This is a genomic window from Kitasatospora sp. NPDC057500, assembly GCF_042802195.1.
GTDB lineage: Bacteria > Actinomycetota > Actinomycetes > Streptomycetales > Streptomycetaceae > Kitasatospora.
Genome location: NZ_JBHVER010000024.1, coordinates 1 through 13898 on the forward strand (window position 1 = coordinate 1; position 13898 = coordinate 13898).

Annotated in this window: 14 protein-coding genes; 5 read left to right on the top strand and 9 right to left on the bottom strand. The window is 71.8% G+C overall.

Translation table 11 applies throughout. The annotated features are described in order from the left end of the window. Window positions 1–106: 106 nt before the first annotated feature. From ACFU74_RS07940 to trxA, 3 genes are all read left to right on the top strand, one after another. On the top strand, window positions 107–1033 hold the full coding sequence (locus ACFU74_RS07940; protein ID WP_380753477.1) for an anti-sigma factor family protein: 927 nt from the start codon (window positions 107–109) through the stop codon (window positions 1031–1033). Window positions 1034–1206: 173 nt separating this feature from the next. Then, the gene (trxB, locus tag ACFU74_RS07945; RefSeq protein ID WP_380753480.1) at window positions 1207–2172 is read left to right on the top strand and encodes a thioredoxin-disulfide reductase; all 966 of its coding nucleotides are present in this window, start codon (window positions 1207–1209) and stop codon (window positions 2170–2172) included. 135 nt (window positions 2173–2307) lie between these two features. Then, the gene (gene trxA, locus ACFU74_RS07950; protein WP_344330044.1) at window positions 2308–2634 is read left to right on the top strand and encodes a thioredoxin; all 327 of its coding nucleotides are present in this window, start codon (window positions 2308–2310) and stop codon (window positions 2632–2634) included. Between the two features lie 93 nt (window positions 2635–2727). Here the strand turns inward: trxA and ACFU74_RS07955 are convergent, their stop codons facing one another. The 9 genes from ACFU74_RS07955 to rpmH form a co-directional block, all read right to left on the bottom strand. Beyond that, window positions 2728–3345 (bottom strand): GNAT family N-acetyltransferase, encoded by a 618-nt coding sequence (locus ACFU74_RS07955; protein WP_344330057.1) that lies wholly within the window; start codon window positions 3343–3345, stop codon window positions 2728–2730. Window positions 3346–3468: 123 nt separating this feature from the next. Further along, window positions 3469–4548, bottom strand: coding sequence for a ParB/RepB/Spo0J family partition protein (locus ACFU74_RS07960; protein WP_380753484.1), 1080 nt, complete (start codon window positions 4546–4548; stop codon window positions 3469–3471). Continuing rightward, window positions 4545–5519, bottom strand: a complete 975-nt coding sequence (locus ACFU74_RS07965) for a ParA family protein (protein ID WP_380753487.1) — start codon at window positions 5517–5519, stop codon at window positions 4545–4547. The genes ACFU74_RS07960 and ACFU74_RS07965 overlap by 4 nt, the downstream gene beginning before the upstream one ends. A gap of 258 nt (window positions 5520–5777) precedes the next feature. Continuing rightward, the gene (rsmG, locus tag ACFU74_RS07970; RefSeq protein ID WP_380753490.1) at window positions 5778–6617 is read right to left on the bottom strand and encodes a 16S rRNA (guanine(527)-N(7))-methyltransferase RsmG; all 840 of its coding nucleotides are present in this window, start codon (window positions 6615–6617) and stop codon (window positions 5778–5780) included. A 175-nt stretch (window positions 6618–6792) separates the two neighbouring features. Further along, a complete protein-coding gene (locus tag ACFU74_RS07975) occupies window positions 6793–7323 on the bottom strand; it encodes a protein jag (protein ID WP_380753493.1) in 531 nt (176 codons plus the stop codon). 85 nt (window positions 7324–7408) lie between these two features. After that, window positions 7409–8584, bottom strand: a complete 1176-nt coding sequence (gene yidC, locus ACFU74_RS07980) for a membrane protein insertase YidC (protein WP_380753495.1) — start codon at window positions 8582–8584, stop codon at window positions 7409–7411. Further along, the gene (gene yidD / locus ACFU74_RS07985; protein WP_380753498.1) at window positions 8581–8952 is read right to left on the bottom strand and encodes a membrane protein insertion efficiency factor YidD; all 372 of its coding nucleotides are present in this window, start codon (window positions 8950–8952) and stop codon (window positions 8581–8583) included. Before yidD ends, yidC begins: the two co-directional genes overlap by 4 nt. Next, window positions 8949–9377, bottom strand: a complete 429-nt coding sequence (rnpA, locus tag ACFU74_RS07990) for a ribonuclease P protein component (RefSeq protein WP_380753500.1) — start codon at window positions 9375–9377, stop codon at window positions 8949–8951. The genes yidD and rnpA overlap by 4 nt, the downstream gene beginning before the upstream one ends. Before the next feature lie 18 nt (window positions 9378–9395). Continuing rightward, window positions 9396–9533: a 50S ribosomal protein L34 gene (gene rpmH, locus ACFU74_RS07995; RefSeq protein ID WP_030059672.1), complete on the bottom strand. Its 138-nt coding sequence runs from the start codon at window positions 9531–9533 to the stop codon at window positions 9396–9398. A 354-nt stretch (window positions 9534–9887) separates the two neighbouring features. Between rpmH and dnaA the strand changes: the two genes are divergently transcribed. Then, window positions 9888–11753: a chromosomal replication initiator protein DnaA gene (gene dnaA, locus ACFU74_RS08000; protein WP_380753503.1), complete on the top strand. Its 1866-nt coding sequence runs from the start codon at window positions 9888–9890 to the stop codon at window positions 11751–11753. Between the two features lie 954 nt (window positions 11754–12707). Beyond that, on the top strand, window positions 12708–13838 hold the full coding sequence (dnaN, locus tag ACFU74_RS08005) for a DNA polymerase III subunit beta (protein ID WP_380753506.1): 1131 nt from the start codon (window positions 12708–12710) through the stop codon (window positions 13836–13838). The last annotated feature ends 60 nt before the right edge of the window (window positions 13839–13898 follow it).

Genomic DNA, 13898 nt, shown 5'->3' on the forward strand with positions numbered 1-13898 from the left:
CCGGGACCCTCCGCCCGTCGTCCGGGAACCCACCGGGGCCCCGTACCGTCACAGGGACAGCCCCTGATCCAGCCCGGCCGATTCTGGAAGGAGACGCGAGCACGCGATGACGGCGCCCCTCTCCTCCCCCGACCCCGCCGCGGGCGCGCACCCCGACGTCGACGAGCTGGCCGACCTCGCCGAGGACCTGCTCGCCCCCGCCGACGCCGAGGTGCTCCGGCGGCACCTGGCCGACTGCGCCGACTGCCGGGAGACCGTCGAGGCGCTCACCGAGGTGCGGACGCTGCTCGCCGGGGCCGGGAGCCCGGCCATGCCGGCCGATGTCGCCGCCCGGATCGACGCCGCCCTCGCGGCCGCGGCCCAGGACGCCCACCCCGTCCCCGCACCCGCCCCGGCCGTGCGGTCCCTCACGCCGTCCGTGCCGTCCGCTCCACCGGCCCGGCCCTCCGCCGCCACCGGCCCGGGCCGCACCGCCCGCCCCCGGCGCCGCAGGGCCCTGCTGCTCGGCTCGGCGGCCGCCCTGCTCGCCCTCGGCCTCGGCGGCGCCTTCCTGTCGCTCTCCCCCGACCAGCGGGGCGACGGCCTCACCGCCAACACCGTCGGCGCCCCCGCCGCCGCCTCGGCCGCCCCGGAGAGCGCCGCGGCCAAGGCCGACCGGGCTCCCGGCGGCACCGTCTACCAGGACGACCAGCTCGCCGCCCAGGTCCGGCAGCTGCTCGCCAGGGCCGGAGCGGCCACCGGACGGCCGGTGCTGCCCGTCAAGCCCTCCGCCGGCTCCGGCGCGACCGCCGTACCGCCCGCCGGGGGCGGTGAGGGCGGTGAGGGCGGCGAGGACCTGCCCGGCGGCCACCCCACCTCGGCCTGCCCGCCGCCCAGCACCGCCGCCCTGCTGGCCACCGACCTCGGCAGCTACGCCGGCGCCCCCGCCGAGCTCCTCGTCCACGCCCTGCCCGGCCACCCCGACCGGCTCGACGTCTACCTCCGCTCCCCCGGCTGCGCCGTCCTGCTGCACCGGGTCGTCCCAGCCGGCTGACCGATGGTTCCCGTGCGATCCATGCCACGGGCCGCACGACACTCCCAGAGTGCGGGCACCTGGTACTGATCCTCCTGGGAATGCGAGACACTGGTCAGTCGTTGTCCCGGGCGGCGGAGCAGGACCGCCCTCCCCGCAGCAAACGCGGGTCGCGATGCGAACCAGGAGATGCAGTGAGCGACGTCCGTAACGTGATCATCATCGGTTCCGGCCCGGCCGGCTACACGGCTGCGCTCTACACGGCCCGTGCCTCCCTCAAGCCGCTGGTCTTCGAGGGAGCCGTCACCGCCGGTGGTGCGCTGATGAACACCACCGAGGTCGAGAACTTCCCGGGCTTCCGGGAGGGCATCATGGGCCCGGAGCTGATGGACAACATGCGGGCGCAGGCCGAGCGCTTCGGCGCGGAACTGATCCCCGACGACATCGTCGCCGTCGACCTCACCGGTGACGTCAAGACCGTCACCGACTCCGAGGGCAACGTCCACAAGGCCCGCGCCGTGATCGTCACCACCGGCTCCCAGCACCGCAAGCTGGGCCTGCCCAACGAGGACAAGCTGTCCGGCCGCGGTGTCTCCTGGTGCGCGACCTGCGACGGCTTCTTCTTCCGCGACCAGGACATCGCGGTGGTCGGCGGCGGTGACACCGCCCTGGAGGAGGCGACCTTCCTCTCCCGCTTCGCCCGCAGCGTCAAGGTCATCCACCGCCGGGACACCCTGCGCGCCTCCAAGGCGATGCAGGAGCGCGCCTTCGCCGACGAGAAGATCAGCTTCGAGTGGGACAGCGCGGTCGAGACCATCCACGGCGACCCGAAGCTGTCCGGTGTCACCCTGCGCGACACCACCACCGGCGAGACCCGCGAGCTCCCGGTGACCGGCCTGTTCATCGCCATCGGCCACGACCCGCGCACCGAGCTCTTCAAGGGCCAGCTGGACCTCGACGCCGAGGGCTACCTCAAGGTCGAGGCCCCCTCCACCCGCACCAACATCCCGGGCGTCTTCGCCGCCGGCGACGTCGTCGACCACACCTACCGCCAGGCCATCACGGCCGCCGGCACCGGCTGCTCCGCCGCCCTGGACGCCGAGCGCTACCTGGCCTCGCTGGCCGACCTGGAGGCCCAGGCCGCCGCCGTCGCGGTCTGACCCCCACCGACCCCACCGTCCGGGTGGGCGTGTTCCACGTGAAACACGCCCACCCCCGCCGGGCCGAAACAGAACCGCTCCGCGCGGCGTTGTAGACCTGGCAGCCCCTCCCCCGTTCGACCCTTAGGAGTGATCGTGGCCGGCGCCACCACCACCGTGACCGATGCGACGTTCGATGCCGACGTCCTCAAGAGCGACAAGCCCGTCCTCGTCGACTTCTGGGCCGAATGGTGCGGCCCGTGCCGCCAGGTGGCCCCGGTCCTGGAGGACATCGCCTCCGAGGAGGGCGACAAGCTCACCATCGCCAAGCTCGACGTCGACGCCAACCAGCAGACCGCCGCGGCGTACAACGTCATCTCCATCCCGACCCTGATCCTCTTCAAGAACGGCGAGCCGGTGAAGCAGATCACCGGTGCCCGTCCGAAGGCCGCGCTGCTGCGCGAGCTGGACGGCCTGATCTGAGGCACGTCCCCAGCACGCCACGAGGGCGGGGCTCCCCACCGGGAGCCCCGCCCTCGTCCATCGGCACCCGGCGCCCGCCGGGGAACGCCGCGCTCAGAACGGCCGCAACGCCGGCTCCTTCCGCCCACCGCCCAGCAGCCGCTCCAGCGCCCCCTCGACGTCCCCCCGCCAGGAGAGCGTGGTGCGTGCCTCCAGCCGCAGCCGCGGGTAACGGTGGTGCGGGCGGACCGTCTTGAAGCCCACCGCCAGCAGGTGCTCGGCCGGCAGCACACAGCTCACCGGCTGCCGCCCCACCGCCCCGAACGCCTCGATCGCCCGGAAGCCCCGGCCCAGCAGGTCCTTGGCCACCGTCTGCACCAGCACCCGGCCGATCCCCTGCCGTTGGAAGCCCGGCAGCACCCGGCTGACCATCAGCTGAACGGCGTCCGAGGAGACCGGACTGGTCGGGAAGGACTGCGCCCTCGGCACGTACGCGGGCGGGGCGTAGAGCACGAAGCCGGCCGGCCGGTCGTCCACGTAGACCACCCGGCCGCAGGAGCCCCACTCCAGCAGGACCGCCGAGATCCACCCCTCCTTCTCCAGCTCCGGCTTGCCCGACTCGACCGCCGCCCGGCCACTGACCGGGTCCAGCTCCCAGAACACACAGGAGCGGCAGGTCGACGGCAGGTCCGCGAGGTTGTCCAGCGTCAGCGGAACGATCCTGCGTCCCATGCCCCGCACCTCCTCGTCCACTCCACAGTCGAGCATTCCCCCCGAACGCCGATGGGTGCATGTTTCACGTGAAACAGCGCTCACGCGGAACATGCACCCATCGGCACGCCAGGTCGACCCGGCTCAGCCCTGTGACAGCCGCAGCCCGTCGTCGCCGGGCGCCATGCTGTCCAGGATCCGGTTGAGGTCGTCCACCGAGCCGAACTCCAGGACCACCTTGCCCTTGCCGAGCTTGCCGCCCCGCTGCGAGACCTCGACCTTCACCCGGGTGTCGAAGCGGTCGGAGAGCCGGTCCGCCAAGTCGTTGAAGGCAGGAGAGAGGATCTTGCCCGCCTTGGGGGACGGCCGCTTGGGCTTCTCCTCGCGCTGCATCAGCGCGACGAGCTCCTCGGTGGTCCGCACCGAGAGCCCCTCCGTGATGATCCGCTTGGCCAGCTCCTCCTGCCGCTCGATGTCCGGAGCCCCCAGCAGCGCCCGGGCGTGGCCGGCCGTCAGCACCCCGGCGGCCACCCGCCGCTGGACCGTCGGCGACAGCTTCAGCAGCCGCAGGGTGTTGGAAACGTGCGACCGGGAGCGCCCGATCCGGTCCGCCAGCTCGTCGTGGGTGCAGGAGAAGTCCCGCAGCAGCTGGTCGTAGGCGGCCGCCTCCTCCAGCGGGTTGAGCTCGGCCCGGTGCAGGTTCTCCAGCAGGGCGTCCAGCAGCAGCTTGTCGTCCTCGGTGGCCCGGACGATCGCCGGGATCTGCTCCAGCCCGGCCTCCCGGGAGGCCCGCCAGCGCCGCTCGCCCATGATGAGCTCGAAGCGTCCCGGCGCCGCCTGGCGCACCACCACCGGCTGGAGCAGGCCCACCTCCTTGATCGAGGCGACCAGCTCGGCCAGCTTGTCCTCGTCGAACACCTCGCGCGGCTGACGCGGGTTCGGGGTGATCGCGTCCAGCGGCAGCTCGGCGAAGTAGGCGCCGGCCACCCGCGCGAGCTCCGCCTCGACGGCCTGCTCCCGCAGGCTCTCCGCGGCCGCCTTGGCCGCCAGCGTCCCCCGGCCGGACGGCAGCACCGGCACCGCGGTCGGCGAGACCGCCCCGGGCGAGGCCACCGGGGCCGCCGCCGGCTGCGCCGCGGCGCCGGTCCCGGCTCCGCCGCCCGCCGGGGCGGCGGGGCCGATCAGCGCCCCCAGCCCTCGTCCCAGACCCCTGCGACCACTCACCGATTGCCCTCCGTCGTACCGTGCTGTGCCCCCGGGGCACCCTGCCCCGAACCGTCCCGCTGCTGCCCCACCAACGAGCCGCCGGCCCCCACGGACACCGCCCGCTGCGCCAGCTCCCGGGCGGCCTCCAGGTAGGAGAGCGCACCGGTGGAACCCGGATCGTAGGTGAGCACCGTCTGACCGTAGCTGGGCGCCTCCGAGATGCGGACCGAGCGCGGGATCGCGGTGTGCAGGACCTCCTGCTGGAAGTGCGTCCGGACCTCCTCCGCCACCTGGGCGGCCAGCCTGGTCCGGGCGTCGTACATGGTGAGCAGGATGGTGGAGACGTGCAGCACCGGGTTGAGGTGCGCCCGGACCAGCTCGACGTTGCGCAGCAGCTGGCCGAGGCCCTCCAGCGCGTAGTACTCGCACTGGATCGGGATCAGCACCTCCTGGCCGGCGACCAGGGCGTTGACCGTCAGCAGGCCCAACGAGGGCGGACAGTCGATCAGGATGTAGTCCAGCGGCTGCTCGTAGGCGGCGATGGCGCGCTGCAGCCGGCTCTCCCGGGCCACCAGCGACACCAGCTCGATCTCGGCTCCGGCCAGGTCGATGGTGGCGGGCACGCAGAACAGCCCCTCGACCTCGACCACCGGCTGCACCACGTCGGCCAGCGGCTTGCCCTCCACCAGGACGTCGTAGATCGAGGGCACCTCGGCGTGGTGGTCGATGCCGAGCGCGGTCGAGGCGTTGCCCTGCGGGTCGAGGTCGATCACCAGGACGCGCAGGCCGTGCATGGCCAGCGAGGCGGCGAGGTTGACGGTGGTGGTGGTCTTTCCCACCCCGCCCTTCTGGTTGGCCACCACCATCACCCGGGTGGCGGCGGGGCGGGGCAGTCCTTCGCCCGCTCGGCCGATGGCCTGGACCGCAGCCTGGGCAGCACGCGCGATGGGCGTGTCATCGATCTGGTCGATGGTCTCCGAGTCCTGCATGGGGCTCAGTGTTTCACGTGAAACCGGAGCGGCAACAGTCGCCGCCCGGCTGCGCGCGAGGATTCCCGAGAGGAGAGAGCGACGTTTCACGTGAAACACCATGCCCGCAATGTCGGAATTCTGACGATGCGACACTCCGGTGGTCGGCTGTCGTCCTGCGGTCCGCCCTCCCGTCACCCGGACGCCGCCGCCCCCGGGAGACACCACGGGCGGGGTGGTCCGTGGACCACCCCGCCCGTGTCAGGCCTCACATCCGGCTCAGCGGCCGCGCCGCCGGGGGCTGCGGCCCCGGTCGCCGCCGCGGGCGGAGCCGCCGGCCCGGCCGGCCTTGGCCGCGGCCTTGGCCCGGCGGGTCGCCGCCTTCACGCCGCCCGGGCTCTCCCCGACCTTGACCTGGACCACCCGGGTCGAGGTCTCCAGGGTGCCCTCGCCGACCGCGATCACCGAGCACTCCACCGCACCGAGCTTCGCCAGCCCGGCCCGCGAGTCGGCCAGCTCCTGCTCCGCGCTGTCGCCCTTGAGCGCCAGCATCTGGCCGTGCGGCCGCAGCAGCGGCAGCCCCCAGCCGGCCAGCCGCTCCAGGGGCGCCACCGCGCGGGCGGTCACCACGTCCACCGCCAGCTTGCCGACCATCTCCTCGGCCCGGCCCCGGAGCACGGTGACGTTCTCCAGCCCCAGCTCGCGGACCACCTCCTCCAGGAAGGTGGTCCGGCGCAGCAGCGGCTCCAGCAGGGTCACCGAGACGTCCGGCCGCGCCAGCGCCACCGGGATACCGGGCAGACCGGCGCCGGAGCCGACGTCGCAGAGCGTCGTCCCGCCCGGCAGCAGCTCGGCGAGCACGGCGCAGTTCAGCACATGACGGTCCCAGAGCCGGGGCACCTCGCGCGGGCCGATCAGCCCGCGGGTCACCCCCGCGGTGGCCAGCAGCTCGGTGTAGCGGACCGCGGCGTCGTACCGCTCGCCGAAGACCTCCCGGGCCACGGCCGGCGGCGCGGGCGGCGGCTCGACCGCCGGGCGCCCGCCGACGGCCTCGCCCTCGGCACCCGGGCTCCCGGCGCCCGTTCCCGGCCCGCCGGCAGCCGCGCTCTCCGTGTCCATCTCGAACTCTCCGCTCCCCGGATCCACCGACCCGCTCCTGCACCGTTTCACGTGAAACATCTCTCGCCGGGCCACCGCCCCGCGAAGGGACGACGACCCCGCCCGCGCGTGGCGGACGGGGTCGGGTCCTCGTGTCGCTTGCCGACCGCCAAAGCCGCCGGCGGTCACCCTGCCGTCAGGCCGGCAGCACGACCACGCACCGCTGGGGCTCCTCGCCCTCCGACTCGCTGCGCAGACCGGCCGCGGCCACCGCGTCGTGGACGACCTTGCGCTCGAACGGGGTCATCGGGCGCAGCTTGACCTGCTCCCCCGAGCTCTTCACCTGCTCGGCGGCCTGGGCCCCGAGCGTCGCCAGCTCCGAGCGCTTGCGCGCCCGGAAGCCGGCGATGTCCAGCATGAGGCGGCTGCGCTCGCCGGTCTCCCGGTGGACGGCCAACCGGGTCAGCTCCTGCAGCGCCTCCAGCACCTCGCCGTCCTGGCCGACCAGCCGATGCAGGGCGCGGTCGTTGCCGTCACCGACGATGGAGACCAGGGCGCGGTCGCCCTCGACGTCCATGTCGATGTCACCGTCGAGGTCGGCGATGTCGAGCAGACCCTCCAGGTAGTCCGCCGCGATGTCGCCCTCCTGCTCCAGGCGGGCGACGAGGCTCTCGTCGGCGCTGGCGGCGGCCTCGGCCTCGACGGCGGAGGTGATGCCTTCCGTCACTGATGGACTCCTTAGGAGATCGGGCCCGGGTGGTGGGCCGGTAACGAGGTTCAGGGGGCCGCGGGAGCGGTCCGGAGTGGACCGGTCACTTCTTCTTCGGCCGCTGACCGCCGCGCTTGGGCTGCTGCCGGCCGCCCTGCTGGCGGGCGGCACCCGACTTGGCGCCGGTCGGACGGGCCGCGGTCTGCTTGGCGGCACCGGTGCCGCCCGACGAACCGGCGGCGCCGCTCTCGGCGGACTCCGCCGGGGCGGCGTCGTCGGGCTGCTCGGCCGGGGCGTCCTTGGTCAGGCTCGCCGCCGGGGCGCCGCCGTGCTGGCGCTGCGACTTGCTCTGCTTCCGCGGCTGCTGCCGGCGCACCTGCACCGACTCCTCGACCACGGCCTCGGCGGTGACGGCCGACTTCTTCGCGGGGAGCAGGCCGAACAGCGGGCCCTTGACGACCGAGCCGTCCGGGTTCAGCCGGCCGGCCTTCTTCAGCCGGTCCTGGCGCTCGTCCCAGGCCTTGCTGCCGGGCGTCGGGTTGTTGCGGATGACGATCAGCTGCTGGCCCATCGACCAGACGTTGGTGGTCAGCCAGTAGACCAGGACACCGACCGGGAAGTTGATGCCCATCACGGCGAACATGATCGGGAAGACGTACATCAGCATCTTCTGCTGCTGCATGAACGGCGTCTTCACGGTGAGGTCGACGTTCTTGGTCATCAGCTGGCGCTGGGTGACGAACTGCGACGCCGACATCAGGATGATCATCACCGCGACGACGATCTTGACGCTGACGTCGCTGCTGCCGACGAAGGTCGCCGAGAGCGGGGCACCGAAGATGTGGGCCTGCTGGGCGCTGTCGAGCAGGGTGCCGTCGATCACGCCGATCGGCTTGCCGTCGGCGACCTTGGCGAGCACACCGTAGAGCGCGGTGAAGAACGGCGCCTGCACGAGGATGGGAAGGCAGCTGGAGAACGGGTTGGTACCCGCCTCCTTGTACAGCTTCATCATCTCTTCGGACTGGCGCTGGCGGTCGTTCTTGTACCGCTCCTGGATGGCCTTCATCTTCGGCTGGATCGCCTGCATGGCCCGGGTCGCCTTGATCTGCTTCACGAAGAGCGGGATCAGGCAGATCCGGATGACGACCACCATCGAGGCGATGGCCAGACCCCAGGCCCAGCCACCGTTCGGATCGAAGACGTGGCTGTACAGCGAGTGGAACTGGACGATGATCCAGGACACCGCTGTGTACAGGGGGTTGAGGAAGGAGAAGGTCACCGGTCAGGCTCCTTGGACATTGGGATCGGCCCCACGGGACCAATGGTCGCCGGGCCCTCGGGGTCCGGACCGGCGGGGGGCGTGATCACCGGCTGGTCGGCGGCGGACCGGCCCTTCAGCCGGTCCCGCAGCCGGCGGTGCCACACCGGATGCTTGCGCGGCGGGACGTGATCGACCCCGCCGGGAGTCCACGGATTGCAGCGCAGGATGCGCCACACGGTCAGGGCGCCGCCCTTCACCGCCCCGTGCGTCTTCACGGCCTCGAAGCCGTAGTGCGAGCAGGACGGGTAGTAGCGGCACACCGGACCGAGCAGTGGGCTGATGGTCCACTGGTAGACCCTGATCAGACCCATCAGCAGGTACTTCATCGACCTGTTCCCGTCGGCGCCGAGGCGGTGTGCTCGGCCTTGAGCAGCCGCTTGAGCGCCGCGTCCAGGTCGCGTTCGAGGTCCTGGTACGAGGCGGACGCGGCCGGGGGCAGCGCACGCACCACTATCAGGCTACCGGCGGGCAGCCGGGACAGACGATCACGCACGAGATGGCGCAACCGGCGCTTGACCAGGTTGCGGGTGACCGCCGGGCCGACGGCCTTGCTCACGACGAAACCCGCACGCGCCGAAGGAGTCCCCTCGGCGACGTGCGGGCGGGTGTCGCTGGTTCGGTCGGTGCGGTCCCCGGTGGCGTCCTCTCTGGCGAGATGGACGACCAGCAGGGGCCTACCGGCCCGGCGACCGCGTTTCACCGCGGTCGCGAAGTCCTGGCGCCGCCGCAGCCGATTCTCGGAGGGCAGCACAGCAGACTCTGGTGCGGATCAGGCGGACAGGCTGGCGCGGCCCTTGCCACGGCGGGCGGCCAGGATGGCGCGGCCGGCGCGGGTACGCATACGCAGCCGGAAGCCGTGGGTCTTCGCGCGACGACGGTTGTTCGGCTGGAAGGTGCGCTTGCTCACTCGGGGGCTCCTGAGGTGAATCGTAGGATGACGGGGAGTCGCTTGGCCGTCACCGTGCGTCCGCGTGATCTCCCCTGTTACGGAAATCCGGCCCCGTCTCCCCAGTTCGGCTGGGGTTTGAGGCAATCCACGGCGCCCGTGCTGCGCGCCTTATGGAGCGGGTGGACCCGCGGACATGCGGCAGCGGCCATCGACAACTCGACCTGGTTACGGTACGCGGGACGGGGCGCGAGGGTCAAACCAGCCCTTCGGAGCCCGTTTACCCACAGCCTGTGGACAACGACTTGATCCGTCTCTGTTCGCTGACTACCGTTGCAGGACTTGTCTGGTTTGTTCATCGGAAAGCGTGCACCAGTGGCTGATGTCAACAGCGACCTCGTCCCGGTCTGGGCGAGGGTCGTCGAGCGGCTGGTCGGCGACCCGGACATCGGGGAGATGGACAAGCAGTGGGTGCAGCGCACCCAGCCCATGTGGATGATGCACGACACCGCCCTGCTGGCGGCCCCGAACGAGCGGGCCAAGCAGGTGCTGGAGGGCCGGCTGCTGCCGCAGCTGACCGAGGCGCTCTCCCGTGAGCTGGCCCGCCCGGTGCGGATCGCCGTGATGGTCGACGCCAACGCGATGCCGACCTCGCCCGCGCCCGGCCCGCAGGCCCCCGCCGAGCCGTACCCGAGCCCGTCCGAGCAGGACGCCGGCGGCTACGGCGAGCAGGGCTACCCGCAGTCCTACGAACAGGACTACCAGCAGGACTACAAGCAGGACTACAAGCAGGGCTACGAGCCGGAGTACGAGCAGGGCTACGAGCGGCCCCGCTACGACACCGGCGGCTACGAGCAGCACCGCCCGCCGTACGGCGCCCCGGCGGGCGGCAACCAGGCCTGGCCCGGCTACCAGGAGCAGCCGCCGGCCTACCGCGAGCCCGAGGAGCCGGCGCCCCGGCCCGCGCCGCGCCCCGTCCCCGCGCCGCCCTCGACCACCCAGGGCGACCTCTTCGGCGGCGCCTACGGCCCCGGCCCGGGCGAGCACCCGCGGACCGCCTCCGGCCGCCGCTCCCCCGCGGCCCGCCCGTCCCCCGCCCGTGGCGGGGAGAAGGCCCCCGCCGAGCGCGCCACCGACCGCCCGGCGGTCCCCGGCGTGCCCGCCCCGCCCGGCGCGCCCCCGGCCGGCGGCTCCCGCAAGGACGAGCCGGCCGCCCGGCTGAACCCCAAGTACCTGTTCGACACCTTCGTCATCGGCGCGAGCAACCGCTTCGCGCACGCGGCGGCGGTGGCGGTCGCCGAGGCCCCGGCCAAGGCGTACAACCCGCTCTTCATCTACGGCGAGTCCGGGCTGGGCAAGACCCACCTGCTGCACGCCATCGGGCACTACTCGCGCAGCCTCTTCCCGGGCACCCGGGTGCGGTACGTGTCCTCGGAGGAGTTCACCAACGAGTTCATCAACTCCATCCGGGACGGCAAGGCGGACACCTTCCGCAAGCGCTACCGGGACATGGACATCCTGCTCGTGGACGACGTGCAGTTCCTGGCGAGCAAGGAGTCCACGCAGGAGGAGTTCTTCCACACCTTCAACACCCTGCACAACGCCAACAAGCAGATCGTGCTCTCCTCCGACCGGCCGCCCAAGCTGCTGACCACGCTGGAGGACCGGCTGCGCAACCGCTTCGAGTGGGGTCTGATCACCGACGTCACCCCGCCGGAGCTGGAGACCCGGATCGCGATCCTGCGCAAGAAGGCGATCCAGGAGCAACTCAACGCTCCCGCCGACGTGCTGGAGTTCATCGCGTCCCGGATCACCCGGAACATCCGGGAGTTGGAGGGGGCCCTCATCCGGGTCACCGCCTTCGCCAACCTCAACCGGGCACCGGTGGACCTGGAGCTGGCCGGGATCGTCCTCAAGGACCTCATCCCGGGCGGCGACGAGGACGCCGGGCCGGAGATCACCGCCCAGGTGATCATGCAGCAGACCGCCGCCTACTTCGGGCTCGGAGTGGACGACCTCTGCGGATCCTCGCGCAGCCGCGTACTGGTGACCGCACGTCAGATCGCCATGTACCTCTGCCGGGAGCTCACCGACCTCTCGCTGCCGAAGATCGGCGCGCAGTTCGGCGGCCGCGACCACACCACCGTGATGCACGCCGACCGCAAGATCCGGTCACTGATGGCCGAGCGGCGCTCGATCTACAACCAGGTCACCGAGCTGACCAACCGCATCAAGAGCTAGCCGGCCGGCCCGTCGGGGGGACGGGCCCCCGGGTGGCCGGAAAAGGGCGTCAGGAGCGATCCTGACGCCCTTTCGGCATATCCACAGGTGTGCACGGCGCGACGGCGGGGCAGGGATGGCGGGGACGGACGCTCCGCCAGTCCACAGCCCGCGCCGAACATCTGACCGGGGATTCGAACGCCACCGGTGCGCGAGGCGGAAATCCACAGGTGGGGCGGGTTCTCCGTCGTCCACAGGCCGTGGCGCCGTGAGTTATCCAGAATTCCTCCACAGGGCCGCCGCCGCTACGCTCTTCCGCGCAGGTCAGGTGCCTGTGGACTTGTGCACAACCGTTATCCACAGGGTGTGGACAATTGCCGGCCCGTCAGTGGGCCGTCCGGGTTGTCCACCGGTTGTCCCCAGGCCGGGCGAGGTTATCCCCAGGTTGTCCACAGGCGTGTCCACAGTTCGACAACCTTCCGCCCTCGTTCACGCCCAGGTGTGAAAGCCGTCACGAAAAGTTGACCGGCGCCCGTGGATAACCACGCCCGGATCTGGGGACAGTGCTGGGGATAACCTGTGGATACTCAGCGTGGCCTGTGGGTAACGCTCCGCCGTCCACAGCGGGCCGTGTTCGTCCACAGCCGCCATCCACATGTCCTGTGGACAAAAAACCGGGCCTGACCTGCGCAAACAGGGTTATCCACGGTTTCCACAGGCCCTACTACTACCACTACACCTATAGACCGTTCGCCTGGTTCAAAAGCGGGTGGGCTCGAAATCTGTGGACAACCGCTCCCCGACATCCGTTCGAGTTGCTTCCGCCCGTCTGCCCCGTCTGTCGGTGGAGTACGTCAGACTGTCCTCGGCGACTGGAAGCGGAGCGGCGGAGCTCGGCGGACAGCCGCGCCGAAGACCAAGATCAGAAGAACCAGACGTGCGAGCGGGAGCGCTCGATCCAGGAGGCGGTTACCGGTGAAGTTCCGGGTGGAGCGTGACGTCCTCGCGGAGGCGGTGGCCTGGGCTGCCCGCAGCCTCCCGGCACGGCCGCCGGTGCCGGTGCTGGCCGGCCTGCTGCTGACGGCCCAGGACGGCAGCCTGGCGCTGTCCGGCTTCGACTACGAGGTCTCGGCCCGGGTCGAGCTGGAGGCCGACATCGAGGAGGCCGGCACCGTGCTGGTCTCCGGCCGGCTGCTCAACGACATCTCGCGCAACCTTCCCAACAGGCCTGTGGAGATCTCCACCGACGGCCAGCGGGTCAGCGTGGTCTGCGGCAGCTCCCGGTTCACCCTGCCCACCCTCCCGGTGGACGAGTACCCGGCGCTGCCCCAGATGCCGACCGCGACCGGCACCGTCCCGGGCGACGTCTTCGCCTCCGCGGTCAGCCAGGCCGCCGTGGCCGCCGGCCGCGACGACACCCTGCCGGTGCTCACCGGCGTCCGGGTCGAGATCGAGGGCGACCGGATCACCCTGGCCGCCACCGACCGCTACCGCTTCGCGGTCCGCGAGCTGCTGTGGAAGCCCGAGCAGTCCGACATCTCGGCGGTCGCGCTGGTCCCGGCCAAGACCCTCCAGGACATCGCCAAGTCCCTGGGCAGCGGCGACAGCGTCTCCATCGCGCTCTCCTCGGGCGGCGCGGGCGAGGGCCTGATCGGCTTCGAGGGCGCCGGCCGGCGGACCACCACCCGCCTGCTGGAGGGCGAGTTCCCCAAGTACCGCAGCCTCTTCCCGACCGAGTTCAACGCGATCGCGGCGATCCAGACCCAGCCCTTCCTGGAGGCCCTCAAGCGCGTCTCCCTGGTCGCCGAGCGCAACACCCCGGTCCGGCTGAACTTCGAGGAGGGCGTGCTCACCCTGGAGGCCGGCTCCGGCGACGACGCCCAGGCCACCGAGCGGATCGACGCCTCGCTGGAGGGCGACGCCATCTCGATCGCGTTCAACCCGGGCTACCTGGAGGAGGGCCTCAAGGCCATCGACTCCGCCTACGCCCAGCTGAGCTTCACCACCCCGACCAAGCCCGCGCTGCTCAGCGGCAAGGCCGCGGTGGACTCCGAGGCGGACGAGGCCTACCAGTACCTGATCATGCCGGTCCGCCTCTCGGGCTGAGCCGACACCGCTCCCGGGCCGGTCCGGCCGACACCGGACCGGCCCGGGAGCCGTTCGTCC

Bases quoted from the DNA above. Each gene is read 5' to 3' on its own strand.
- ACFU74_RS07940 (WP_380753477.1), top strand. From the start codon at position 107: ATGACGGCGCCCCTCTCCTCCCCCGACCCCGCCGCGGGCGCGCACCCC.
- ACFU74_RS07955 (WP_344330057.1), bottom strand. From the start codon at position 3,345: ATGGGACGCAGGATCGTTCCGCTGACGCTGGACAACCTCGCGGACCTG.
- ACFU74_RS07965 (WP_380753487.1), bottom strand. From the start codon at position 5,519: ATGCAGGACTCGGAGACCATCGACCAGATCGATGACACGCCCATCGCG.
- rsmG (WP_380753490.1), bottom strand. From the start codon at position 6,617: ATGGACACGGAGAGCGCGGCTGCCGGCGGGCCGGGAACGGGCGCCGGG.
- yidD (WP_380753498.1), bottom strand. From the start codon at position 8,952: ATGAAGTACCTGCTGATGGGTCTGATCAGGGTCTACCAGTGGACCATC.